Genomic DNA, 25,166 nt, shown 5'->3' with positions numbered 1-25,166 from the left:
GGCGGGAAATCGGGCCTTGGCGCGGTTTCCAGTCCAGGCCTTTTGGCTACAATGAAGGCCCAACAAGCAGTTGCCATTAGTTTTGTTGGAAGGCGCGTCACCGTTTCGACGTGCCTTTTTTTTGTTTCCGGCACGGCCCTTTCAGGGCCTTCACATCGCCTCGCGATATGAGCCTCCAACGCAACGGCTGAAGCCGTTGTAGCCCGGCGAAGCGACGCGCGCATCCAGCATGAATCACATCCGCAATTTCTCCATCATCGCCCACATCGACCACGGCAAGAGCACGCTGGCAGACCGGATCATTCAGCGTTGCGGTGGCCTGTCGGACCGCGAGATGGAGGCGCAGGTGCTGGACTCGATGGATATCGAGCGCGAGCGCGGCATCACGATCAAGGCGCAGACTGCAGCGCTTCAGTACAAGGCCCGCGACGGCAAGACCTACAACCTCAACCTGATCGACACGCCGGGGCATGTGGACTTCTCGTATGAAGTCAGCCGCTCGCTGTCGGCCTGCGAAGGCGCGCTGCTGGTGGTGGATGCCTCGCAAGGCGTCGAGGCGCAGACTGTTGCCAACTGCTACACCGCCCTGGACCTCGGCGTCGAGGTCGTGCCGGTCTTGAACAAGATGGATCTGCCCAACGCCGATCCGGACAACGCCAAGGCCGAAATCGAAGACGTGATCGGCATCGACGCCGACGACGCCATCCCCTGCAGCGCCAAGACCGGCATGGGCATTGACGAGATCCTCGAAGCCGTGATCGCGAGGATGCCGCCTCCAAAGGGCGAGGTCGAGGCACCGCTGCGGGCCATGATCATCGACTCCTGGTACGACGCCTATGTGGGCGTGGTGATGCTGGTGCGCGTGGTCGACGGCACGCTCAAGAAGGGCGAGCGCATCCGCATGATGGCCTCCGGCGCCGTCTATCCGGCCGACAACCTGGGCGTGTTCTCGCCCAAGTCGGAAAGCCGCGATGCGCTGAATGCTGGTGAGGTGGGCTTCATCATCGCCGGCATCAAGGAGCTGCAGGCCGCCAAGGTCGGCGACACCATCACGCTGGAAAAGAAGCTGCCGAACAACCTTGGCCCCGCCGAAGTGGCGTTGCCCGGCTTCAAGGAAATCCAGCCGCAGGTCTTTGCCGGCCTGTACCCGACCGAGGCCAGCGAGTACGACTCGCTGCGTGACGCGCTTGAGAAGCTCAAGCTGAACGACTCCTCGCTGCGCTACGAGCCCGAGGTGTCGCAGGCGCTGGGCTTCGGTTTCCGCTGCGGCTTCCTGGGCCTCTTGCACATGGAAATCGTGCAGGAGCGGCTGGAGCGCGAGTTCGACCAGGACCTGATCACCACCGCGCCCAGCGTCGTGTACGAAGTGGTGATCGGTGACGGCACCGTGATCGAGGTCGAGAACCCGAGCAAGATGCCCGAGGTCGGCCAGATCCAGGAAATCCGCGAGCCCATCGTCACCGTGCATCTCTACATGCCGCAAGACTATGTCGGCCCGGTGATGACGCTGGCCAACCAGAAGCGCGGCCAGCAGATCAATATGGCTTACCACGGCCGCCAGGTCATGCTGACCTACGAAATGCCGCTGGCCGAGATCGTGCTGGACTTCTTTGACAAGCTCAAGAGTGTTTCGCGCGGCTATGCCTCGATGGACTACGAGTTCAAGGAGTACCGCGCCTCGGACGTCGTCAAGGTCGATATCCTGATCAACGGTGACCGGGTCGATGCGCTGTCCATCATCGTGCACCGGGCGCAGAGCCAGTACCGCGGGCGTGCCGTGGCCGCCAAGATGCGCGAACAGATCCCGCGCCAGATGTATGACGTGGCGATCCAGGCTGCCATCGGCGCCAACATCATCGCCCGCGAGAACATCAAGGCGATGCGCAAGAACGTGCTGGCAAAATGCTACGGCGGCGACATCACGCGCAAGCGCAAGCTGCTCGAAAAGCAAAAGGCCGGCAAGAAGCGAATGAAGCAGATCGGCACCGTCGAGGTGCCGCAAGAAGCTTTCCTGGCCATCCTCCAAGTGGACGACTGATCAATACCAATGACAGCCCTGACCGGACTTCTCTACGCCGTACTCATCGCCTATGTGGGCGGCTGGCTGGCAGGTCAATGGACCGCCAATTTCGCCCTCCTGCTGTTCCTCCTGACCTCGGTCACCGGCCTGTACTGGCTGGCAGAGCGCTTCTACTTCAAGCCCTCGCGCGAGCGCGCGGCCCAGCAGCTGCTGGCCAGCGACGCCCAGCGCCGTGAAGCCCTGGCGGCCCAGGGGATCAAGCGGGTCGATGGCGATGTCGAGTCTGCTCGCCAGGAAATCCTGCGCCAGCCCTGGTGGCTGGACTGGACCGCCGGCTTGTTCCCGGTGATCCTCGTCGTCTTCCTGCTGCGCTCCTTCCTGGTCGAGCCCTTCAAGATTCCGTCAGGCTCCATGGTGCCGACATTGCGCGTCGGCGACCTGATCCTGGTGAACAAGTTTCACTATGGCATCCGCCTGCCGGTGCTGAACAAGAAAGTCATCTCCAATCACGAGGTCCAGCGCGGCGATGTGATGGTGTTCCGCTACCCGCCCAACCCGAGCGTCGACTACATCAAGCGTGTGGTGGGTGTGCCGGGCGATGAGGTGGCGTACCTGAACCAGAAGCTCTACATCAACGGCAAGCCGGCAGAAGTCCAACCCAAGGGCGACTTCTACGATGACGATGCGATGCAATACCGGCCGCACTTCGCCGAGAAGCTGGGCGCGGTGGATCATGAAATCCTGGTCGACCCGACTCGCATGCTGCCGCCGTCGGCGCGCAGCGCCTATGCCTTCCGGGAAAATTGCAGCTACAGCATGCAAGGCGTCACCTGCAAGGTGCCGGCCGGCCACTATTTCATGATGGGCGACAACCGCGACAACTCGGAAGACTCGCGCTTCTGGGGTTTTGTGCCGGACGAGAACATCGTCGGCAAGGCCTTCTTCGTCTGGATGAATTTCGGTAATCTCAAGCGCATCGGCGCCTTCCACTGAAGGCGCCCGCCAAGCCCATGCATTTGAAAGGAACCCGCTCGATGCTGCAGCGTCATACAGGTCGTCATCAGCGAGGCATCAGCCTCATCGGACTGCTGTTCTGGGGTGTATTCCTGGCCTGCGGGGCCGTGGTCACGGCCAAGGTGGTGCCGACGATCATGGAGTTCTACACGATCCAGAAAGCGGTCGACAAGATCGCGGCTGGCAATCCGGCCACCGTGCCGGCGGCGCGCGCCGAGTTCGACCGCATCCGCTCGGTCGAGTATTCGATCGTCAGCGTCACCGGCGCCGACCTCGAGATCAGCAAGGAAAACGAAAAGGTCCGCATCAGCTTCGCCTACAACCGCGAAATCGATCTGTTCGGCCCGGCCTTCCTGCTGATCAAGTACGAAGGTCGTTCCCGCTGAAGCCATTTCCATGAGTGCTGCCTCGCTGGATGCGCTGCAGAAGCGCCTCGGCCATCGTTTTTCTGATGCCGGCCTGCTGCAGCGGGCCTTGACGCACCGCAGCTTTGGCGCCGACCACAACGAGCGCTTGGAGTTCCTGGGCGACGCAGTGCTGAGCCTGGCGGTGTCGAGCCTGCTGTTCGAGCGCTTTGCCGGCTCGGATGAGGGCGACCTCACTCGTATCCGCGCCCATCTGGTGCGCGAGGACAGCCTCTACAAGCTGGCCCTGGGCCTGGGCTTCCCGCAGGTGCTGCGCATGTCCGAGGGCGAAGCCCGGGGCGGCGGAGCGCAGCGGCCGTCGATCCTCGCTGACGCGATGGAAGCGGTGATTGGCGCCAGCTTCATCGATGGCGGCTATGAGGCTGCGCGTGAGCTGGTGAAGCGCATTCTTGGCGAGCAGATCCAGGGCTCGGCCAGCGCCAGCGAACACTGGGGCAAGGACGCCAAGACGGCGCTGCAGGAGTGGTTGCAGGCCCGCAGGATGTCCGTGCCGACCTACACGATCACCGAAACCCGTGGCCAGGCGCATGCCCAGACTTTCCGGGTCGAATGCGCCGTGCCGGCGCTGTCCCTGGCCTCCAGTGGCGAGGGCCGATCGCGCCGCGCCGCCGAGCAAGACGCCGCCCGGCGTATGCTTGATGACCTGATCGCCCGCGACAAGTCCTGAAAAGGCTTGAGCGTCTGATTGAACGAGCGGCCTCGCGGCCGTCACACCATGACCGAATCCTACCCGCCGTCGTCTTCCACTGCCGAGGGCTCCAACGAATTGCCGCAGCGCTGCGGACTTATCGCCATCGTCGGCCGGCCCAATGTTGGCAAGTCGACGCTCCTGAACGCCCTGGTGGGCCAGAAGGTCAGCATCACTTCGGCCAAGGCCCAGACCACGCGGCACCGCATCACTGGCGTGCGCACGGTCGAAGAGGCGCAGTTCGTCTTCGTCGACACGCCTGGCTTCCAGACCAAGCACAACGCCGCGCTGAACCGCAACCTGAACCGCACCGTGCACGGCGTGCTCGGTGACGTGGACCTGGTGCTCTTCGTGGTCGAGGCCGGCCGCTTCGGGCTGGATGATGCCAAGGTGCTGTCGCTGCTGCCTGAAGACAAGCCGGTGGTGCTGATCGCCAACAAGCTCGATGCCGTGCACCGCCGCGCCGAGCTGGCGCCCTGGCTCAAGAGCATGCAGGAGCGCCGCTCCTTTTCAGAGTTCATCCCCATCTCGGCCAAGAAGGCGGCCGACGTGGCGCGCCTGTTCAAGATCCTGAAGCCGTATCTGCCCGAGCAGGGCTGGTTCTATGACGAAGATGCGCTGACCGACCGCAGCGAGAAGTTCCTGGCCAGCGAAATCATCCGCGAGAAGCTGTTCCGCCTGACCGGCGATGAACTGCCCTACACCTCGACCGTCGTCATTGACAAGTGGGAAGACGAAGGCGAGCTGCGCCGCATCTCGGCTTCCATCGTGGTCGAGCGCGATGCCCACAAGGGCATGGTGATCGGGCAGGGCGGCGAGCTGCTCAAGCGCATCGGTTCCGAGTCACGCCAGGAGTTGGAGCATCTGATGGATGGCCGCGTGTTCCTGGAGCTGTGGGTCAAGGTGCGCTCGGGCTGGGCCGATACCGAAGAGCATCTGCGCAGCTACGGATACGAGTGAGCATGGCGCGAGGTGCCCGCGTACCGAGCGTCCAGCAGGCCTTCGTCCTGCACCACTACGACTGGAGCGAGTCCAGCCTGATCCTGGACCTGTTCACGCGTGAGCAGGGGCGGCTTGCGGTTGTAGCCAAGGGTGCCAAGCGCCCGTACTCGCAATTGCGCGCGGTGCTCCTGCCGTTTCAGCGCATCCTGGTTGGACTGTCCAAACCAGGCAAGACGACGGAAGAGGGCGCGCCTGAGGTGCTGACGCTGCGCACCGCCGAATGGGCTGGTGGCAATACCTTGCCAGCGGGCGCTGCGCTGTTCAGCGGCTACTACCTGAACGAACTGCTCCTCAAGCTGCTGGCGCGACAGGACCCGCATCCGGCCTTGTTCGATGCCTATGCCGCCACCTTGCCCGAGTTGCATGACAGCGAGGATGCGCAGTCGCAGGCTGCGCTGCGCGCTTTCGAGCTGCGCCTGCTTTCCGAGCTGGGCCTGCTGCCGGACCTGAGTCTGGCTACGCCGACCCAGCAGCCGCTCGATGCACAGCGGCGCTATGCCTTGTCGCCAGAGTCCGGCGTCATCGCTGCCAGCGACGATTCAGCTCTGCTGAGTGGCTCAAGCCTGGTGCGTTTGCAGGCGGCGCTGCTGCACGGCAGCCCGGCTGCGCTGCGCCAGGCCTGCCAGGACGACCTGCCAGCCCTGAAGACGGTGCTGCGCGGCCTGTTTCTCTATCATCTGGGCCACCGCCCCTTGCGCACGCGCCAGGTGATGCTGGACCTGCAGAACCTCCTGAACTGAATCATCGAGATGAACCCTCTTGTCGCTCCTGACGCATCCGGCCATGGCGGCCGTTGCGCGCTGTCGGTCAACGTCAACAAGGTGGCCTTGCTGCGCAACACGCGGCACCTGGGCATTCCGAGCGTGTTGCGTGCCGCCGAGCAATGCCTGCTGGCGGGCGCACAGGGCATCACGGTGCATCCGCGGCCCGATGCCCGGCACATCCGTACCGAAGATGTGCACGAGCTGGCTGCCCTGATGAAGGCCTGGCCCCAGGCCGAATACAACATCGAGGGCAACCCGACGCAGAACCTGATGGAGTTCGTGCGTCAGCTGCGGCCGCATCAGGTCACTTTCGTGCCTGACAGCGAAGAGCAATTCACGTCCGATCATGGCTGGAACCTGCCAGCCGACATGGAGCGGCTGCGGCCCTTGATCGCCGAGTGCAAATCCTTGGGCGTTCGCGTGAGCCTCTTCATGGACCCGCTGCCTGCCGCGATGCCGCTTGTTGCCGAACTCGGCGCCGAACGCATCGAGCTGTATACCGAGACCTTTGCCGGCGCCTTTGGCACACCGCGCGAGGCTGGGGTGCTGTCCGGCTTCACGGCCACGGCGCAAGCCGCGCTGGCCGTGGGGCTTGGCATCAACGCCGGCCATGATCTCAACCGCGAGAACCTCACCAAGTTCCTGCAGGCCGTGCCCGGCGTGCAGGAGGTGTCGATCGGCCATGCCTTGATCTCGGATGCATTGGAGCTTGGCTTCACCGAGACGGTGCGCGAGTACCAGCGCTCGATCCAGAGGGCATACGCGTGACTCGGGCCGCCGCGCCGGGCCGCCCCAAGCAAGGCCCGACCCTCTCGGAGGGTCGCTCGCAGTACCCGGCGAGCGGGGACCTCACATGATCTACGGCATCGGCACCGACATCTGCGACATCCGCCGCATCCGTGAAACGCTCGCGCGGCGCGGCGAGCGCTTTGCCGAGAAGGTGCTGGGCCCGCACGAGCTGGCGGTTTTTCGCGAGCGCCGGGCCAAGGTCGAGGCGCGTGGCGTGGCCTATCTGGCCACGCGCTTCTCCGCCAAGGAGGCCTTCTCCAAGGCCATCGGGATGGGCATGCGCATGCCGATGACCTGGCGCGCCTGCGAGATCGTCAAGGCGCCCAGCGGCAAGCCCGAGATCCGCCTGCATGGCGAACTGGCTGCCTGGTTCGAGACCAAGGGCCTCAAGGCCCATGTGACGGTCAGCGACGAGAGCGAGTACGCCGCGGCTTTCGTGGTGGTTGAAACCAAGACCTGAATTGATATGGCCCGCATGAAGCGGGCCTGGTCATCTCAGCGCTTCTTGACGGTCTTGCCCTTGAGGTCGACCACCATGTGCATCTGCATCTGCATCAGATTGCCGTCGGGCATGGGCATTTCCATTTCGGCGTTGAAGTCCAGCGTGTTCAAGAGCATCAGACGGTCGGCCAGGCGCATGCGCAGCAGGCCCTTGCCCTGGCCTTTTGCAGTGAGCTTGAAAGGCACAGGCGCCGTTTGCGGCTCGCTTGCGGCAGAGGCGGCGGGCGCAGGCATCGTGGCATCCAGCTTCATGTCGAGTGTGGCGCTCACGTCAAAATCGGCCACGCCCTTCTCGACCTTGCGCAAGGTGTAGCGCGCCACCGTCTTGTTGCTCAGCGCTGAAGCATCCACACCGGGCAGCGGCATGTCCATCTGGAAGGGCAGCTCGATCGTTTCGCCGGGCTTCAGCACAGCGCCTTCCAGCGGTGCCATGGCGTTGAACATCTTGGCGAACAGCGCGTTGGCATCCATGCCGGGGAGGGCCTTGCCCATCGCTTCGCTGAACTTGACGTCCTCGTACCGACCCTTGTTCAGCACAGCACTGAAACGCATCTCACCGAGCGGGTTCGGCACCGTCTGGACAGGGCCGCCTGCGCCGAGCTGCATTTCCATCATGCCCATCAGGGCTTCAGACTGCACCTTGATCAGGCCTTGCTTGTCTGCCGCGCTGGTGTCGATGCGCTGGGTCAGCTTGGAGTTCATGACGATGGGCGAGGGCATCTTGCCGATCGTGGCCGCCAGCTTCTCACGCTCTGCATCGCTGATGTCCGGCTTGGGCAGCACTTTCATGCGCATCTCCATGCGCATCTGGGTATCGAGCTGCTGGTGCGTGTTGGGCAGCGGCAGCACATGGAATTCAATGCCCTTTGCAACGGTTTGCGCTGCCGCAGTGAAGGGCAGGCAAAGGCTCAAGAAGGCGGCCGAAATCATCCGGCGCATGGATTGTGTGGACATGGAATCTCTCCCTGATCGATAAGCAATAAAAAGCCCGGGCCGCCGTACGTTGCGGCAGCCCGGGCGCATCATAAGTGCGCTTGGAAACGCGGCCTTACTTGCGGTAGTTGTCCTGCATCGGATAGCGACGCGCGTACAGGCCGAACAGCGCTGCCGCCACCAGTGCGAAGCCGGCGAAGAAGAACATCTGGAAGGCGGTCACGCTGGTGCCGGTGCTTTTGATGTAGCTGGTCACCGCCTCGCCCTTGACACTCGAGTTGGCCAGCAGCACCCACAGGTTGCCGATGGTGACCGAGAGGTTCCAGAAGCTCGTGATCACGCCCTTCATGGCGAGCGGCGCCTGGCTGTAGGCGAACTCGAGGCCGGTGGCCGAGACCAGCACTTCGCCGAAGGTCAGCAGGGCGTACGGAGCGATCTGCCAGAGGATGGACATGCTGTGGCCATCGTCGATCCAGAGCTGCGTGCCGCCCACCACGACCCAGGCCAGGCCCGAGAAGGCAATGCCAGCGCCCATGCGGCGCAGCGCGGTGATCTTTAGCCCCATGCGATTCAGCATCGGATAGAGCACCATGTTGTTGAACGGGATCAGGATCATCACCAGCGCCGGGTTCAGCGCCTGCATCATCGAGCTCTGGAACCATTCCGGCTTGGCCATCTGGTCGGCCTGCAGGATCCAGGTCGAAGCCTTCTGGTCGAACAGCGACCAGAACGGCGTCACCAGCGCGAACAGCACCAGGAGGCGCAGCACGGTGCGCACGGCCTCGACAGCGGCGGCACCATGCTTGGGCACGGCGCGGTCCAGCTGCATCCAGGCGCCGGCACCGCCGAAGCCCATCACCAGCACCAGGGCTGAACACAGCGCGGCAACGATGCCGATGTCCTTGTAGAAGCACAGACCGACGATGGCAAGTGCCACGCCGGCAAGCGCCACGCCCTGGCCAGCAGCGCCTTGCGACAAGGCGGTGCGCACGACCTTCAGGAAGCTGTTCGGGTCTTCATGTGCCGTTGGCTTTACGTGGATGTATTTCTTGCGGCCGGCCCAGAAGATCATCGTGGCGATGAACATGAACACGCCCGGAATGCCGAAGGCCACGCTGGCGCCGAACTCCTTCAGGAAGATCGGCATCAGCAGCGAGGCGAAGAAGGAGCCGAAGTTGATGATCCAGTAGAAGCCGTCGAAGACCTTTTGTGCCAGCGAGCGATTGCTCTGGTCGAACTGGTCGCCCACGAAACTGCTGACCAGCGGCTTGATGCCGCCCGAGCCCAGTGCGATCAGGAACAGGCCGGCGTAGAAGCCCTTCAGGTTGTCCTCGAACACCGCCAGGAAGGCATGGCCCACGCAGTACAAGAGGCTGAGCCAGAAGATGGTGTTGTACTTGCCGAAGAAACGGTCGGCCAGCCAGCCGCCCAGCAGCGGGAAGAAGTAGACGCCGATGACGAAGGTGTGGAACACATCCTTGGCTTCGCCCTTGCGCAGCGGTTCCGGAATCGACAGCAAGAGGCTGGTCATCAGGAACACGGTCAGGATGTTGCGCATGCCGTAGAAGCTGAAGCGCTCACATCCTTCGTTGCCGATGATGTAAGGGATCTGCGGCGGCATCTTGGGCGCGGCCGCGCTGGCGGGCTGCTGATTGGCGATGGTCGTCACGGCTTGTCTCTCTTGATGGTGTTGTAGGTCTTCAAGTAGAAACGCCGCCGGGCGGTGAGCTCGGCGGCGTGATTCGCTCGGGCTTGATCAGCCCTGTGCTTCGAAGGGCAGCTTGATCTGGCTGAGGTCCTTCTTGGTCTCGACCAGGACCAGCGGGCCTTCGTCGATCTGGGCCACGGGCGGCCGTTCGCGCGGCACGTGGACGGCCTTGGGCTCGGCAGCCATGGCGGCCTGGGTTTCGCGGATCTTGTCGGCATCCGAATTCACCCATTGCAGGCCAGCGCCTTCGGCGACAGCGTGCAGCGCGTCAATCGGCAGCTCGAAGCGCTCGACCACCGGTGCGGCGGGCGGCGGGGCCACCACGGCAACGGCTGCAGCAGCGCGAGGAGCCGGCGGCGGCGCTTCCGGCGGAGGTGCGGCCGGCGGCGGTGCCTCTGGCGGCGGCGCGCTCGGCGGCGGCGCTTCGCCTTCGTCATCACCTTCACCCAGGCTCTGAGGCGCAGGTGCTGCGCTCAGCTCCAGCTGGGCCGGTACGCCACCTTCTGCATTGCCTTCAACCGTCGAGCCATCTTCACGGCGTTCACGGCGATAGCGGTCACGGCTGCGGCGGCGACGGCCATCGCGGCCTTCTTCGCCAGCTTCGGCAGGCGCTGCTGCTGCGCCTTCCGCGGCGGCTTGCTCATCGCCTGCGGCTGCAGTGGCGGTGCTGTCTTCGCTGCTCGGTGCTTCCGCGCCTTCGGCGGCAGCTTGCTGGCCATCGCCGGCTTCCTGGCCGCGGTCACGGCCACCGCGACGGCGGCGGCGGCGACCTTGACGCTCTTCGCTGCTGGCTTCACCGGCAGCCGACTCGATGCCATCAGGTTGCGTGTCGGCAAATGCCGGTTGGTCGATCAGCGCTTCGGGCTTGGCTGCCAGTTCGGCATGTGCTGCGGTTTCGACCGGACGCTCGTTGCGCTCGCCGCGTTCACCACGCTGACGACCACCGCGCTCACCACGCTCACCACGTTCCTGGCGCTCGCCGCGCTCCGGACGTTGTTGCTGCTGCTGCTGTTCGCCGCGCGCTTCCTGGCCTTCTGGCTTGTTGGCATCGCTGCGACGGCCGCGTTGCTGCTGCTCGCCACGCTGGCCCTCGTTGCGGCCACCTTCGCCGCGCGCTTCCGCCGGCTTGGCTTCGCCACGACCGCCACGGCCGCCGCGGCCTTCACCACGTTCACCGCCGCGTTCGCTGCGCTCACCACGCTCGCCGCCACGGCCACCACGGCCACCACGGTCGCCCCGGCCTTCACCGCGCTTGCCATCCTTGCGCTCGCCCGTGGGCTTGGCTTCGGTCGGTGCCTTGACGGGCTCGGCCACAGGGGCCGGCTCGCCACCAAAGATGCTCTTCAGCCAGCCCATGAAGCCGCCACCTGCGGCCGGAGCCGCCACCGGTACTGCCACGGGCGCAGCGGCCTTGGCCACCGGCTCGGGCTTGGGCACAGCGACCGGAGCGGGCGACTCGGGCAGGATGCCCTTGATCACCGGCTCCTGCTTGCTCTTGCCCTTGTCGTCGCTACCACGGCGGGTGATGCCGACCTCATCGGTCGACTCTTCGATCATGGTGTAGCTGGCCTGCAGGTTTTCCAGACGCGGGTCGTCGTGGCGCAGGCGCTCCAGCTTGTAGTTGGGCGTTTCGAGATGGCGATTGGGCACCAGCAGCACGGTGACGCGCTGCTTCAGCTCGATCTTGGTGATCTCGGTGCGCTTCTCGTTGAGCAGGAAGCTGGTCACTTCCACCGGCACTTGCACGTGCACGGCAGCCGTGTTGTCCTTCATCGCCTCTTCCTGAACCATGCGCAGGATCTGCAGCGCGCTGGACTCGGTGTCGCGGATGTGGCCGGTGCCGTTGCAACGCGGGCAGGTGATGTGGTTGCCTTCGGAGAGGGCCGGGCGCAGGCGCTGGCGCGAGAGTTCGAGCAGGCCGAACTTGCTGATCGAGGCGAACTGAACGCGGGCACGGTCCTGGCGCAGCGCATCGCGCAGGCGCTGTTCGACTTCGCGGCGGTTCTTCGACTCTTCCATGTCGATGAAGTCGACAACGATCAGGCCGCCCAGGTCACGCAGACGCATCTGGCGCGCGATTTCATCGGCGGCTTCCAGATTGGTGCGGGTGGCGGTTTCCTCGATGTCGCCGCCCCGGGTGGCGCGGGCCGAGTTCACGTCCACCGAAACCAGCGCTTCGGTGTGGTCGATCACGATGGCGCCGCCCGAGGGCAGGTTGACCGTGCGGCTGAAGGCGGTTTCGATCTGGTGTTCGATCTGGAAGCGGCTGAACAGCGGCGCGTCGTCGCGATAGCGCTTCACGCGATGGCCCTGGTCGGGCATCACGTGGTTCATGAACTGGCTGGCCTGCTCGTACAGGTCGTCGGTGTCGATCAGGATCTCGCCGATGTCGGCGGTGAAGTAGTCGCGGATCGCGCGGATCACCAGCGAGCTTTCCTGATAGATCAGGTAGGCGCCCTTGCCGCCCTTGGATGCGTCATCGATCGCAGTCCAGAGCTTCAACATGTAGTTCAGGTCCCACTGCAGCTCGGCAGCGGAACGGCCGATGCCGGCAGTGCGGGCGATCAGGCTCATGCCCTTCGGATACTCGAGCTGGTCGAGGTTTTCCTTTAGCTCTTCGCGGTCTTCGCCCTCGATGCGGCGCGAAACGCCACCACCGCGCGGGTTGTTGGGCATCAAGACCAGGTAGCGGCCGGCCAGGGAGACGAAGGTCGTCAGGGCAGCGCCCTTGTTGCCCCGTTCTTCCTTCTCGACCTGGACCAGAAGTTCCTGGCCTTCGCGGATGCAATCCTGGATGCGTGCGCTGCGCACGTCCACGCCTTCGCGGAAATACTGACGGGCGATTTCCTTGAAGGGCAGGAAACCGTGGCGGTCTTCGCCGTAGTCGACGAAACAGGCTTCGAGCGAAGGCTCGACGCGGGTCACGACCGCCTTGTAGATATTGCCCTTGCGCTGCTCGCGGCCTTCGATTTCGGTTTCGAAGTCCAGCAGCTTCTGGCCATCAACGATCGCAAGACGCCGCTCTTCCTGCTGCGTCGCGTTGATCAACATACGCTTCATACATCACTCCTCGCGCGCCAGCCGCAAAGGCTTGGCGCGCAGCATGCCGTCGCCTGACCGGATGCCGGTCAGGGCGACTGTTCGATGCATGCGCTTTCGTGAGGAACCGAGGAAGGAATCGCCCTGGACTGGTGCTTGATCGAAGCTTGGCTTCGTTTCAGCAGCGCAGCGTTGGCGCGTGCGTGACGACAGACGGCGCAGTAGCAGGGTCCCGTTGACGCAACGCTCTTGGCGATGCGGCCCGGCCACGGCCGAGGGCTGCGCCGGCAACAGGCCGGGGCAGCGCGCGAAGGCGGTGGGGGGTGAGGGGATTCGTGCTCATGGCGCGGACTGTTGGACGCTGCCACCAGGCGGTCTGACAAATAGCCGACCGGCCTGCTGGCTCAAAAAAACCTTTGTCTGATGCCGCCCTTGATAGGCAAAGTCGGCATGGCTCGTTCTTCTCTACTTGCGCTTCAGGTGCTACGCCGCCCGCCGCCTGCTCACTTGGGGATCAGGCCCGCATGCCGCGATGGCACCTTGCATCACCGGGTTGTTTGACCGGGCCGGAACTTGCGCTCCTCCCCTGTCGCCACCGTCAGCTTTCAGCGTTCCCGCACTGTTCGCACAGGTAAAATCTGATAAATCAAACACTTAGAGCGGACTTGTGGTGAGCAACATTATACGGGCCAAAACCCAGCGGCCGGCCGCTGCGAAGAAGCCCAAGCCCCTGCTTGCCGCGACAGCCAAGCCCAAACCGATACTGGCTCCCGCACCGGCCCCGGTGCAAGAGCGGCCGCAGGTACGACGAGTGACCGTGGATGAAGGCTCGGCCGGCCAGCGCCTGGACAATTTCCTCCTGAGGGAACTCAAGGGTGTGCCCAAGACTCACGTCTACCGGGTGATCCGGGCCGGCGAGGTGCGGGTCAACAAGGGCCGGGCCCATGCCGACACCCGGCTTGAGATCGGTGACGAAGTCCGCGTACCGCCAGTTCGTCTGCCTGAAAAAGCGGCAGGTCCGGTCGTGCCGGCCAAGGAATTTCCCGTCGTCTTCGAGGACGATCACCTGATCGCCGTCAACAAGCCGGCCGGCGTGGCGGTGCACGGCGGCTCGGGTGTGAGCTTCGGCGTGATCGAGCAATTGCGTCAGGCCCGTCCGACGGCCAAGTTCCTCGAACTGGTGCACCGTCTCGACAAGGAAACCTCGGGCCTCTTGCTGATCGCCAAGAAGCGCAGCGCGCTCACCGCCCTGCAAGACCAGTTCCGCGAGCGCGAAACCGGCAAGACCTATGCGGCCCTGGTGATCGGCGACTGGGCCGAGAACAAGAAGGTCATCGACGTTGCGCTGCTGAAGTTCACCGGCAGCGATGGTGAGCGCTGGGTGCGGGTGGTCGAGAACTCGCACGATCCGCAGGCCGATCAGGCCAAGCGTTCGATCAGCCTGGTGCGGGTTGCGCAGAAACTCAGGGGCTTCAGCCTGCTGGATGTGACGATCAAGACCGGCCGCACGCACCAGATCCGGGTGCACCTGGCGCACGCCGGCCACCCCATTGTTGGCGATCCCAAGTATGGCGACTTTGAAGCCAACCGGGCGATGGCCCGTGGTGCCTTGAAGTTCGACCGCATGTTTCTGCATGCCAAGCGCCTGCAGTTCACCCATCCGGCCAGCGGCGAGACGCTGGAGTTGCTGGCCGAGCTGCCGCAAGACTGTGCCGACCTGGTGAAGGCGCTGCGTCCATGAGCCGCCGGCCGCAGCGTTTCGATCTGATCGTCTTTGATTGGGACGGCACGCTTTACGACTCTACGGCGCTGATCGGCCAATGCATCCAAGCTGCCGCTTCAGACCTTGGCCTGCCCGTGCCCAGCGACGAGCAGGCCAGCTACGTGATCGGCCTGGACCTCTACCAGGCCCTGGCGCATGCGATGCCGACCCTGCCCCGCGAGCGCTATCCCGAACTGGGCCAGGCCTTTCGCCGCCACTTCTTTGCCGCTGAAGACCAACTGAGCCTGTTTGAAGGCGCACTGGAGATGCTGCGCGAGCTCAAGGCCCGCCACCACTGGCTGGCCGTTGCCACGGGCAAGAGCCGCAAGGGCCTGGACCGGGTGCTGCAAGCACCCGACCTGCAGGGCTTGTTCGACGGCACCCGCACCGCCGACGAAACCGCCGGCAAGCCCGACCCGACCATGCTCTTGCAGTTGATGCGCGAATTTGGCACCGAGCCGGAGCGCACCTTGATGATCGGCGATACCAGCCACGACCTGCAACTCGCCCTCAATGCCGGCACCGCCAGCCTGGGCGTTGGCTATGGCGCGCATGACCCCGCCGAACTCACGGCATTCGGCGCGCTGCATATTTGCCACTCCGTTCCCGAATTGCAGCGCTGGCTGCTCGACCATGCCTGAAGAACAAGACAACAAGCCGCTTGGCCAGCCCCTGTGTGCGTCCAATGAGCTGGAAGAGCGCGGCCGCGCCCACAGCTTCGACGTCCTGCAATACAGCCAGCCGGCGCGCGCCTTTGCGCTGCGCTTCGAAGGCCAGGTGGTGGCCTACCTGAACCGCTGCGCCCATGTGCCCACCGAGATGGACTGGCAGGAGGGCGAGTTTCTCGACGCTGACAAGGAGTACATCATGTGCTCCATCCACGGCGCGGTGTACGACCCGCTGACCGGCAGTTGTGTCACCGGCATGTGCGGCCGCATGGGCCTGACCAAGATCGATGTGGCCGAGAAGGAAGGCCACGTGTATTGGTATCCTTCCCGCGATACCAAGCCGGCTTTTGAAGATTGATTGAGCGCCCTGAAATGAACGACGACCTGCCCCAGCCTTTTCCCGATCCGAAGCCGGCATCTTCATCTTCAGCACCGGAGCGCGCTGCCGGCTACGAACAGTTGCTGGCCCAGTTCGCGCAGAGCTATCTGGCGGACCGCCGCAGCGAGCGCCGCTGGCGCGTGTTCTTCCGGCTGCTTTGGCTGGCCTTCTTCTTCACCTTGGCCTGGGTCTTGTTCTTCTCGCAGCGTCACCATGGCAGTGCACCGAACACGCCGCACACCGCCTTGATCGAGCTGCGCGGCGAAATTGCGGTCGATTCAGATGCCAGTGCCGAGCTGATGATCTCGGCCTTGAAGAATGCCTTCGAGGACGAGGGCACACAGGCCGTGGTGCTGCGCATCAATTCGCCCGGCGGCAGCCCGGTACAGGCCGGCATCGTCTATGACGAGATCCAGCGACTGAAGGCCATTCACCACAAGAAGGTCTATGCGGTGGTCGAGGAAATCTGTGCCTCCGGTGCCTACTACATTGCCGCTGCCGCCGACGAGATCTATGTGGACAAGGCTTCCATCGTCGGCTCGATCGGCGTCTTGATGGATGGTTTTGGCTACACCGGCCTGATGGAAAAGCTCGGCGTCGAGCGCCGCCTGCTGACCGCGGGCAGCAACAAGGGCATGCTGGACCCGTTCACGCCCATGTCAGCCCCGCAGCGCGCCTATGCGCAAGCGATGCTGGACCAGATCCACGCCCAGTTCATTGCTGTCGTCAAGGAAGGCCGCGGCAAGCGCCTGAAGGAAACGCCGGAGACCTTCTCCGGCCTGTTCTGGAACGGCGAGCAGGCGATCAAGATGGGCCTGGCCGACCAGTTCGGCAGCCTGGACTTTGTCGCGCGGGAAGTGATCAAGGCCGAAGAGGTGATCGACTACACGCCGCACGACAACGTGGCCGAACGCCTGGCCAAGCGTTTCGGCGCGGCCATGGGTGAGGGCGCAGTCAAGGCGCTGCGCAAGTTCGGCGATATCCGCTGATAGTGAGGATCAGCGGGTGCTGCGGCGGCGCAGCGCCAATACCATGGCGCCGAGCGCCAGGGCCACCAGGGCCAGGCCTTGCGGTTCGGGCACGCGGGCCGGCAAGGCCTGCTCGCGCATCGGCTCGTAGCCGATCTCGATGGTCGACAGCATGTTGTTCGCAATCACCGTGCCCTCCCAATGGCCGGAGCTGGCGGCAATGATGTCGGCCTGAGAAGCCAGCAGGGTGCCGTAGCCGGAGTGCAGTTCGACCTTGTCGGCGTTCATCACATTGAAGATCAGGCGGTCGGCGAAGGCGGCCAGATTGCTGCCCAGGTAGTCGTAGCCGAACTTCAAGGTGCCACTGGCCGTCAGGTTGATGACGATGTAGTCGTCGCTGTCGAAGCTGCTCGCATCGAGCGTGAAGGCCTTCAGAACGCTGTCGCCGATATTGAAGATCTGCAGGCCTGCGCCCGGCTTGGCGCTGCCGCCATGCAAGCGCAGATCCCAGCCGCGCGTGATCGTGCCGGTATTGCCAAGCGTGCCGAGCTCGCCGGAGAGGCCGCGCAACAGCGTGGCGGTGTCGGTGAACATCTGCTGAATGTTTGCTTGTTCACCCTTGCTCAGTGACAGGTGCTTGGCCGAGCCGAGGTCAGCGCCGCCATAGATGCCGGTGCCTTGCTGCACGCCGCCAGACAGCCATGCAGCCTGGGCCGGGCCCATGCCGATGTTGGTGTTGACCCCGGCATCGGTCGGCCCGTTGTAGATCGCACCGTCGCGGATCTTCACGTTGCCGCCAACGACGAGGCTGGGTGCAGCGCTGCCGTCTGCACCACGCGCAGACGGGTTGCGATAACCGACCGTGATGCTGTTGATGTCGACATTGCCGCGCACGGCCAGCCGGCCTTCGATGTCGGAGTGAGCGGTCAGGTTGCCGAAAAAGAAGCCGCTGTAGTCGCCTGCGGCCCCGAGGTTCACCACCGGACTGGCTTGTGCGGCGGTGGCCATGGCCAGCAGCATGCCGGCGCAAATGCCCTTGACGGCGCGCAGCGGTGCGCCGCCCAGCCTGGATCGACCTGTCTTCATTCCCTCATCCCTCATCCGAAGTTGTTGTTTCGCCGTCAATCGCTGTGTGGCGCGTAGGTCCGGCGAGCAGCGCGAATTCTAGGAAGAGGGGCCGGCCCCGCGCTTCCCCCGAGTTCGGGTGAAGCGCGGGACCGCGTGTGAGTTAGTGCACGGATTCAGGCCTGGATATAGCTGGTCTTGACGCTGGTGAAGAACTCCGCCGCGTAACTGCCCTGCTCGCGCGGCCCGTAGCTGGAGCCCTTGCGGCCACCGAAGGGCACGTGATAGTCCACGCCTGCCGTGGGGCAGTTCACCATCACCATGCCGGCCTGCGAATTTCGCTTGAAATGGCTGGCGTGCTTGAGGGAGCTGGTGCAGATGCCGCTGGAGAGGCCGAAGGGCGTGTCGTTGGCGAGCTTCAGGCCGTGCTCGTAGCTGTCGCAGGGAATCAGGCTCAGGACCGGGCCGAAGATTTCCTCCTGGCAATGGCGCATCGCGTTGTCGCAATCGCCGAACAAGGCAGGTGCCAGGTAGTGGCCGGGTCTTTCAAGCGTCAGGAGCTCGCCGCCGGCCAACAGGCGGGCGCCTTCCTGGCGCGCAATGGCGATGTAATCGAGGTCCTGCTGCAATTGGCTCGCATCGACCACAGGCCCGACCTGCGTCTGCGATTTCAATGCATGGCCGACCCGCAGTGCACGCGTCAGCTCGGTCATGCGCTCGGCGAAGCGGGTGTAGATCGAACGCTCCACGATGATGCGGCTCGAGGCGGTACAGCGCTGGCCGGTCGAATAGAAGCCGCCCTGGATGGCGCAGTTCACTGCCTGTTCCAGGTCGGCGTCGGCCAGCACCACGAGCGGGTTCTTGCCGCCCATCTCCAGCTGGAACTTGGCGCCACGCTTGACCGCGGCGAGCGCCACACGCTGTCCGGTGGCTTGTGAGCCGGTGAAGCTGATGCCGGCCACGCGCCGGTCATCCAAGAGGGCCTGACCAACGACCGAGCCCGGCCCCATTACCAGGTTGAACACACCGGCCGGCAGGCCTGCGCGGGAGATGATGTCGGCAAGCAGCCAGGCCGAGCCCGGCACCAGCTCGGCCGGCTTGAACACCACGGTGTTGCCATAGGCCAGTGCCGGCGCGATCTTCCAGGCGGGAATGGCGATGGGGAAATTCCAGGGCGTGATGATGCCGACGACGCCCAGCGGCTCGCGGGTCACCTCGATCTCGATGCCGGGCCGCACCGAGGCCAGCTTGTCGCCCCGCACGCGCAAGGCCTCCTGCGCGAAGAACTTGAAGATCGCGGCGGCGCGGCCCACCTCGCCGATGGCTTCGGGCAAGGTCTTGCCTTCCTCTCGGGCCAGCATCTGGCCCAACTCCTCGCGGCGGGCCTGAATCTCGCTGCCGATCTTGTCGAGTGCGTCGGCACGCATTTGCGGGCTGCTCAGGCCCCAGGCGGGTGCGGCGGCATGCGCGGCCGCAATGGCTTCTTCGGCCTGAGCTGCGTCGGCCTGGGCGTAGTGGCCGACCAGGTCCTCGGTGTCCGAGGGGTTGATGTTGGGCCGTTCGCTGACGCCGTTCAGCCATTGGCCGGCAATGTAGTTGGCTTGCATGAGAGGCTCGCAGTTGGAATATTGCAAATATATCTAATTGCCAAGCCGGACAGCCTTTGCTCAGGGTTTGGTGCGGCTTGCCGTCAATGCGGGTTCCTCGTTGCCCGGCCCGCCCAAGCCGCCCAGTGCTCGCTCCAGGCTGCTCGCGCTGGGCTTGTCGACGAAGACGCAGCGCTTGCCGTGGCGCTTGCAATGGTCCTTCACGCGCCAGTAGGCGTCATGGCTGATGCAGCCGGTCTGGCAGATCACCAGGTCGGCAGCGGCCAGGCTTGCGTCCAGCTTGCCCACGGCATCTTCGTCGCCGCCGTCATGATGAAGGAAGCGACCGCCGGTTCGCTCGATCAGCTGGCGATAGACGGGCACGACGGATTGGCGGCCGCCCACGCAAAGCACCGAGCGTTCCTTCAGTTCGGGCAGGGCTTGCTCAGCGTCGGCGAGAGTCGTCACCGAACTCGCCGCAGCCAGCGCCTGCAGTGCATCTTCGGCGCGGCGGCGTTCGCGCTGCTGCTGTTGCTGCGCGATCAGCAAGCTGCGCTCCAATTCATGGATGCGGGCCAGTTGCACGCGGATATGTTCCGACTGCTCCTGGCGATGGCGCAAGCCGGGCACGGCGGCCTCGAGGGCCTGCATCTCTTCGCGCAGGCCGGCCAGAAGCGTGTCGCGACCGACCAGCTCGGCGCGCATGCGCAGATTGTCGGCTTGCAGGCGCTCCATCTCGATAGCCCGCTCTTGAGTCAAGCGCGTGTTGCGGCTCTGCGCCTGCGCCAGCTCGCGCCCGAGCACGCGGTTCTCCTCTTGCAGGGTGTCGATCCGCACCAGGTCGGCACGCTCGGCACTGCCCACCTGGTGCTGCAGCATGTGGATGCCGCGCAGCACCAGCTCCTGCAACGCGGTATCGCAACGTGCATGCGTCAAGGTGGCCCACAGCGCGCCGGGCACGTCGTTGCCATGCTGGGCAGCGGCCCACCAGCGCGCCAGGGCTTCCGTGCTCTTGTGCTGGGCGGACAGGCGCAGCGCGGGCGCATAGCGCTGATCCAACTCCTTCTGCAGGAGCTCGGCGATGGGCGAGCGCCGGTTGCAATCGTTGATGGCGCCGCAGTGCAGCTCGTAGTCGCCCGCCATGGCCAGGCCGCCCAGCACCTTGGCCAGCCGTCGACGCAAGAGCGGCATTGGCAGGCAGACGCCGATCACCGGGCAAAGCGCCTGCGAGGGCATTTCCCACAAGCGTCGACGGCGAGAGCCTTGCTGGCTCACCGAGGCCGGCACCGGCAATGCCAGCGGCGCGCTGGGGCCGCTGCTCTCAATGGGCAGCCGGCTGAAGATGTTGTTGCTAATCTCTTTGTCGCACACGGCCTTCCTCCTCCTCTTGAAAAACACTCACTGCAGGGCGAAGCGGATTGGGTACTCGACCCAGGCTGCCAGGCGCTGCTCGCCGCGCCGTGCCGGCAGATAGGGGCAGGCCATGGCGATCTGGCGTGCCGCTTCGTCAAGCAGGCGCCAGCCGCTGCCACCTTGCACAAGCACCTCGGCCGCGCGGCCTTGCTCATTGACCTGCACACGCAGCAGAACCTGACCCTGGACGCCGCGCTCGCGCAGCATGGCTGGGTAGCGCCGCTCCACGCCACGAGCGCTGCAGGTGCCGTGTTCAGGTGGCAGCGCGGCCGGTTGATAGCTTGCTTGCGGCGGCTGCTCGGCACGGATGGCGGCAGGTGCCGGCGCTGCGGCCGCCGCAATGACTTGCGGCGCCGTTTGCACTGCGGCAGAGGGCGGAGCAGCGCCGGTCTCAGCTGCGGCGATGACCTGGAACTCCGGCGCCGACAGCAGCGCTGGCATCGCCGGGCTTGGCAGCGTGGGCACCTGCGCTTGAGGCCGGGGAGCCGGTGTTGCTGCGACCGCTGCTGGAATCAGGCGTGTCGTCAGGACCGCGGCCTGGGCCTTTGGATACAGCCCTGTGCCCGGCATGGCGAGCATCAGCGCCAGGCCGTGCACCGCCGCCGTCAATGCGAGACCGGTCTTGTTCATCTCAGGCGGCCTGGGCCAGGCACTGCAGCGGGCTGGCCAGCACCGCCAGACCCTCGGCGTCGCGCAGCAGGCGCATGCGTACGCCATAGAGCTGCTCCAGCAGCGGCAGGCAGGCAGGCACGGCATCGCAATCGGCGAGGATGCGGCCTTCGCGCAGCAGCCACAGGCGATCGAAGTGATTGAGGGCGATGTTCAAGTCATGCAGTACCGCCACCAGCGCATGGCCGCGCTCGGTCGCGAAATGCTGCATGGCCTGCATCAGCTCCAGGGTGAGGCCGGGGTCCAGCGCGGCCAGCGGCTCGTCAAACAGCAAGAGGCCTTTGCGCTCGTCCCAGGCTTGGGCAAACACGCGGGCCAATTGCACGCGCGCCTGCTCGCCGCCGGAGAGGCTGTCGAAGCGTCGGCCGATCAGGTGGCTCGCCTGCGCCTGCGCCATGGCCAGTTCGGCAATTCGCGCCTGTTGCGGGTCGTTGCGCAGCGCAACGCGCCCCAGGGTGACGACCAGTTCCACCGGCAGCCCAAAGGCCACGCCGTGGGTTTGTGGCAGGACCGCGCGGCGGCGGGCAAGGCTGGCGATCGGCCATTCGGCCAGCGCGCGGCCATCGAGGACAAGGCTGCCGTTGGCCGGCGCCAGCTCTCGCGCCAGCAGCTTCAGGAGGCTGGACTTGCCGGCGCCGCTGGGGCCAAGAATTGCCACACGTTCTTCCGGCCGCAGCATCAGATTGAAAGGGCCGAACCGCTGCCTGCCAAGGACCAGCGTTGCGTTGTCGATCTTCATCAGCGCACTCATCAAGCACTCCCCGTTTTTCGCATCGCGCTTCTGAGCAGCCAGAGGAACCAGGGCGCTCCGATCAAGGCGCTGAACACGCCCACCGGCACTTCGGCCGGGCTCGCGACCGTGCGGCCCAGCGTGTCTGCAATCAGCAGCAGCAGGGCGCCGCTCACCATGGCAACCGGAATCAAGCGGCGTTGATCGGCGCCGACGAACTGGCGCGCCAGATGCGGCGCCATCAGGCCGATAAAGCCGATGTTTCCGCACCAGGCCACGGCGAGCGCGCTGAGCAGGGCCAGCAGGGCGATGGAGCGAACTCGCAGACCCTGCACCTCAATGCCCACGTGCGCCGCAGCGGCTTCGCCCAAGGCCAAGGCATTGAGCCCTTGGGCCATCCGCAGCGCGACCGAGGAACCCAGCGCGAGGGCGACCAGCATCACGCCAGCCATGATCCAGTTCGCACCGGCCAGCGAGCCCAGCGTCCAGAAGTTGATGGCCCGCAGTTGCTCGTCGTTGGCGAGGTTGCTGCACAGGCCGATCAGCGCGAAGCACATCGCCTGCAAGGCCAGGCCGGTCAGCAGGAGCCCGGCGATCGAGCCCGGCGCAAGCCAACGCGCCATCCGTTCAAGCGCGAAGCAGACGATCAGCGCACCCGCGAAGCCGACCATCGGCAGCATCCACATCCGAAAGGCCGGCGGCAGCGCAAACTGCAGGCTGGCAAACACGGTCAGCGACAAGGCCACGGCCGCGCCTGCGCCGCTGCTGACACCCAGCAAGGCCGGGTCGGCCATGGGATTGCGGAACAGCGCTTGCGCCAGCGAGCCTGCCAAGGCCAGGGCGGCGCCGACAGCCATGGCCAGCACCAGGCGCGGCAGCCTCAGTTGCCACAGCACATGCGCGCTGCCGCTGAAGGCCTCGGTCTGCACCCAGGGTGGCAAGAGCCAGTCGCCCAAAGGAATCGGCAGCGCGCCCACCTGGGCGCACACGACAGCCGCCACCAGCGTCAGCAAGGTCATTGCTGCGACAGACGAGAGGCGCGACAGCTTGCGTGCTGGCATGACGGCGCCGCCTAGGGTCAAATCTTGCTTCATGCCTTGTACAAGGACTCGGCAAATCTGGGCAGCAGCTGCGGCAGGCGCGGGCCGAAGCCGAGCAGCTCCAGCGCGTCATATGCAATGACGCGCTTGGCGCGACCTGCTGGCGTCAAGGCCAGCCCTGGTGCTTGCAAGAGCGGCGCGATGCCGCCGGCGGCTTGCAGGCCCTCATTGGTCGTCAGGATCACGTCCGGCGCAGCGGCAATAGCCGCTTCAGGCGTCAGCTGCTTGTAGCCACTCACGCCAGCCAGTGCGTTGCGAGCGCCGGCGTAGGTCAGCATGGCATCCGCAGCCGTGCCTTCGCCTGAAATGCGCAATTGCGCCATGCTGTGAGCCAGCACGAAGAGCACGCGCGGCGGCTTGCTCGCCTGGCTGAGCTGTTGCACGCGCTGCTGACCGGTCGCCCAGCCATTGCGCATGCGTTCAACCAGCGCGCGAGCTTGCGGCGTTCGTCCGAGCAGTTCGCCGACACGCTCGACGCGCGCCAGCAGGCCTTCGAACCGGTGCTCCGAGCGCAGGATGTGCAGCGGCACCTTGGCCAGTTCGAGCTGGCGCAGGACGGCCGGCGGGCCGGCGTCTTCGGTCGCGAGTACCAGCGTTGGCGCCAGCGCCAGCAGGCCTTCGGCCGACAGTGTTCGCATGTAGCCAACGTCCGGCAGCATGCGTGCAACGGCCGGGTAGACCGAGGTGCTGTCCACACCGACCAGCGAGGCTTCGGCGCCCAGCGCATAGACCACTTCGGTCATAGAGCCGCCGACGCTGATCAGGCGCTGCGCCGGCGCTGCATGGGCTTGCCGCAATGCCAGCGCGGCAGGCGCCAGCGCCAGCAAGGCGCGGCGGTTCAGCATGCGGCCTCCGATGGCGCCGTGTCGGTCAGGCTTTCCAGCAGCTCGCGCCAGTCGCAGCGCTCGGCCTGGCCCGGCTTGCGCTCGCCGAAGAACTGGGCGATCAGCTGTTGCCTGTCGTCGAACAGTTCCAGCGAACAGACCAATCCGTCGCTGGTGGGCTTGCGCACAGCCCAAGCGCTGGCGATGTGGTCTTCGCGAAGATGAAGGTTGAAGCCCGAGTCCAGCACATTGAGCCATGGCCCCATCACGGCTACTCGCTTCACGGCGCCGCTGTGGATCTGGATCATTCCGGGGTTGCCAACGAAGCACATGATGGGCACGGCCTCCTGAGCCGCGCGGCTGAGCAGTTCCTGCGCGCTTGCCGCAGCCAGCGGCTGGGCGAATCCGGGATCCGCCAGGCGCAGGGCCTGGGTGCGCGAGACGCCGAAGCGCTTGAGCATGCCGAAGAACTCGTGCGTGTCGCGCATCGAAGCCCAGGCCTCGCGGAAAGCCTTCACGTCGACTTCCGAATCCGGCTTCTCAGCCGCGTCGGACCAGGCCTGGCCCAGCTCGATGCCAGGCTGCTGGTCGTCGGCCAGGAACAGTTCGACCAGCGATTCAAACGCCGCGACATTGGTGCCGGGGCGCAGGAAGATCTTGTGCACGGCCTGGCCGGCCGGGTCGAAGAATTGCAGGCTGCGCTGCACGGCGCCGTCTGCTAGGCGCTCTGCAATCGTAAAGCCGTGAGCCCATTGCGAATAGAACACGCGAAGGTCGATGGCGCCGCCAAGCACCAGGCCGACGCCGTGCTGCGTGCTGGCATTGGCATAGACGCCGACCTTCTCGTGCACGCAGGACTCGTTGCGGGTTAGCGCCAGCAATTCACCGAGCGGTTCCAGCGACTCGATCAGCAGGCTCCACTCGGCGCGCAGGCGGCGGGCTTGCAGCGGCGATTCGTCGGGAGCGAACCGCCCGCAATGGGCGGCAATCAGTTCGCCTTCGGAGACCGCCAGCCGTGCCGCGATGTCGCGGTGGCGCGCTGGCTTGTCGGCTTGCTGGCGTGCCGAGGCAAAGGCCTGGCGGATGCTTTCAAAGCTGGCTTGCATGGTTTCCTTTCCT

General features: G+C 65.2%; 23 protein-coding genes. 12 read left to right on the top strand and 11 right to left on the bottom strand.

Annotation, left to right across the window (positions count from 1 at the left end; all coding sequences use genetic code 11):
* Positions 1-229: 229 nt before the first annotated feature.
* From lepA to acpS, 8 genes are all read left to right on the top strand, one after another.
* Positions 230-2,038 carry a translation elongation factor 4 gene (lepA, locus tag V3596_RS04285; RefSeq protein ID WP_334276347.1) on the top strand — a complete coding sequence of 603 codons (1,809 nt, stop codon included), beginning with the start codon at positions 230-232 and terminating at the stop codon, positions 2,036-2,038.
* Between the two features lie 9 nt (positions 2,039-2,047).
* On the top strand, positions 2,048-3,013 hold the full coding sequence (gene lepB, locus V3596_RS04280) for a signal peptidase I (RefSeq protein WP_334276346.1): 966 nt from the start codon (positions 2,048-2,050) through the stop codon (positions 3,011-3,013).
* A gap of 41 nt (positions 3,014-3,054) precedes the next feature.
* On the top strand, positions 3,055-3,420 hold the full coding sequence (locus V3596_RS04275; protein ID WP_334276345.1) for a DUF4845 domain-containing protein: 366 nt from the start codon (positions 3,055-3,057) through the stop codon (positions 3,418-3,420).
* A 10-nt stretch (positions 3,421-3,430) separates the two neighbouring features.
* Positions 3,431-4,126, top strand: coding sequence for a ribonuclease III (gene rnc / locus V3596_RS04270; RefSeq protein ID WP_334276344.1), 696 nt, complete (start codon positions 3,431-3,433; stop codon positions 4,124-4,126).
* A 48-nt stretch (positions 4,127-4,174) separates the two neighbouring features.
* The gene (gene era / locus V3596_RS04265) at positions 4,175-5,107 is read left to right on the top strand and encodes a GTPase Era (RefSeq protein WP_334276343.1); all 933 of its coding nucleotides are present in this window, start codon (positions 4,175-4,177) and stop codon (positions 5,105-5,107) included.
* A gap of 2 nt (positions 5,108-5,109) precedes the next feature.
* Positions 5,110-5,889, top strand: coding sequence for a DNA repair protein RecO (recO, locus tag V3596_RS04260; RefSeq protein ID WP_334276342.1), 780 nt, complete (start codon positions 5,110-5,112; stop codon positions 5,887-5,889).
* 9 nt (positions 5,890-5,898) lie between these two features.
* The gene (locus tag V3596_RS04255) at positions 5,899-6,681 is read left to right on the top strand and encodes a pyridoxine 5'-phosphate synthase (protein ID WP_334276341.1); all 783 of its coding nucleotides are present in this window, start codon (positions 5,899-5,901) and stop codon (positions 6,679-6,681) included.
* A gap of 85 nt (positions 6,682-6,766) precedes the next feature.
* Positions 6,767-7,162 (top strand): holo-ACP synthase, encoded by a 396-nt coding sequence (acpS, locus tag V3596_RS04250; protein WP_334276340.1) that lies wholly within the window; start codon positions 6,767-6,769, stop codon positions 7,160-7,162.
* Positions 7,163-7,197: 35 nt separating this feature from the next.
* On the opposite strand, the gene V3596_RS04245 is transcribed toward acpS, so the two are convergent.
* The 3 genes from V3596_RS04245 to V3596_RS04235 all read right to left on the bottom strand — a co-directional run bounded on the left by V3596_RS04245 (position 7,198) and on the right by V3596_RS04235 (position 12,904).
* Complete coding sequence (locus tag V3596_RS04245) at positions 7,198-8,157, bottom strand: hypothetical protein (RefSeq protein WP_334276339.1); 960 nt, start codon at positions 8,155-8,157, stop codon at positions 7,198-7,200.
* Positions 8,158-8,251: 94 nt separating this feature from the next.
* Positions 8,252-9,757, bottom strand: a complete 1,506-nt coding sequence (locus V3596_RS04240) for a POT-type proton-dependent oligopeptide transporter (RefSeq protein WP_334276489.1) — start codon at positions 9,755-9,757, stop codon at positions 8,252-8,254.
* A gap of 135 nt (positions 9,758-9,892) precedes the next feature.
* The gene (locus V3596_RS04235) at positions 9,893-12,904 is read right to left on the bottom strand and encodes an Rne/Rng family ribonuclease (protein ID WP_334276338.1); all 3,012 of its coding nucleotides are present in this window, start codon (positions 12,902-12,904) and stop codon (positions 9,893-9,895) included.
* 739 nt (positions 12,905-13,643) lie between these two features.
* On the opposite strand from V3596_RS04235, the gene V3596_RS04230 reads away from it, so the two are divergent.
* Genes V3596_RS04230 through V3596_RS04215 form a run of 4 tightly spaced genes read left to right on the top strand, consistent with a single transcriptional unit; the run spans position 13,644 to position 16,681 of the window.
* Positions 13,644-14,624 carry an RluA family pseudouridine synthase gene (locus tag V3596_RS04230; protein ID WP_334276488.1) on the top strand — a complete coding sequence of 327 codons (981 nt, stop codon included), beginning with the start codon at positions 13,644-13,646 and terminating at the stop codon, positions 14,622-14,624.
* Positions 14,621-15,286, top strand: a complete 666-nt coding sequence (locus tag V3596_RS04225; protein ID WP_334276337.1) for an HAD-IA family hydrolase — start codon at positions 14,621-14,623, stop codon at positions 15,284-15,286. Before V3596_RS04230 ends, V3596_RS04225 begins: the two co-directional genes overlap by 4 nt.
* Positions 15,279-15,671, top strand: a complete 393-nt coding sequence (locus V3596_RS04220) for a Rieske (2Fe-2S) protein (protein ID WP_334276336.1) — start codon at positions 15,279-15,281, stop codon at positions 15,669-15,671. The genes V3596_RS04225 and V3596_RS04220 overlap by 8 nt, the downstream gene beginning before the upstream one ends.
* Positions 15,672-15,685: 14 nt before the next feature.
* A complete protein-coding gene (locus V3596_RS04215) occupies positions 15,686-16,681 on the top strand; it encodes a S49 family peptidase (protein WP_334276335.1) in 996 nt (331 codons plus the stop codon).
* A 9-nt stretch (positions 16,682-16,690) separates the two neighbouring features.
* Here V3596_RS04215 and V3596_RS04210 read toward each other — a convergent pair whose 3' ends face one another.
* The 8 genes from V3596_RS04210 to V3596_RS04175 form a co-directional block, all read right to left on the bottom strand.
* On the bottom strand, positions 16,691-17,746 hold the full coding sequence (locus V3596_RS04210) for a collagen-binding domain-containing protein (protein WP_334276334.1): 1,056 nt from the start codon (positions 17,744-17,746) through the stop codon (positions 16,691-16,693).
* Between the two features lie 155 nt (positions 17,747-17,901).
* Positions 17,902-19,332, bottom strand: coding sequence for an aldehyde dehydrogenase family protein (locus V3596_RS04205; RefSeq protein WP_334276333.1), 1,431 nt, complete (start codon positions 19,330-19,332; stop codon positions 17,902-17,904).
* Positions 19,333-19,392: 60 nt separating this feature from the next.
* Positions 19,393-20,682: a DUF2325 domain-containing protein gene (locus V3596_RS04200; RefSeq protein ID WP_334276332.1), complete on the bottom strand. Its 1,290-nt coding sequence runs from the start codon at positions 20,680-20,682 to the stop codon at positions 19,393-19,395.
* Positions 20,683-20,709: 27 nt separating this feature from the next.
* Entirely contained in the window at positions 20,710-21,354 is a 645-nt protein-coding gene (locus tag V3596_RS04195) for an energy transducer TonB (RefSeq protein ID WP_334276331.1), read from the bottom strand.
* A gap of 1 nt (position 21,355) precedes the next feature.
* Positions 21,356-22,144, bottom strand: coding sequence for an ATP-binding cassette domain-containing protein (locus V3596_RS04190; RefSeq protein ID WP_334276330.1), 789 nt, complete (start codon positions 22,142-22,144; stop codon positions 21,356-21,358).
* Entirely contained in the window at positions 22,144-23,184 is a 1,041-nt protein-coding gene (locus V3596_RS04185) for a FecCD family ABC transporter permease (RefSeq protein WP_334276329.1), read from the bottom strand. Before V3596_RS04185 ends, V3596_RS04190 begins: the two co-directional genes overlap by 1 nt.
* Positions 23,185-23,213: 29 nt before the next feature.
* Positions 23,214-24,068: a heme/hemin ABC transporter substrate-binding protein gene (locus V3596_RS04180; protein WP_334276328.1), complete on the bottom strand. Its 855-nt coding sequence runs from the start codon at positions 24,066-24,068 to the stop codon at positions 23,214-23,216.
* Positions 24,062-25,153: a hemin-degrading factor gene (locus V3596_RS04175; protein ID WP_334276327.1), complete on the bottom strand. Its 1,092-nt coding sequence runs from the start codon at positions 25,151-25,153 to the stop codon at positions 24,062-24,064. Before V3596_RS04175 ends, V3596_RS04180 begins: the two co-directional genes overlap by 7 nt.
* Positions 25,154-25,166: the final 13 nt, after the last annotated feature.

The organism is Roseateles microcysteis (genome assembly GCF_036880965.1).
Lineage (GTDB): Bacteria > Pseudomonadota > Gammaproteobacteria > Burkholderiales > Burkholderiaceae_C > JAUASW01.
Note: the sequence above shows the minus strand (reverse complement) of the source record. Positions and strands in the feature narration are given on the sequence as shown.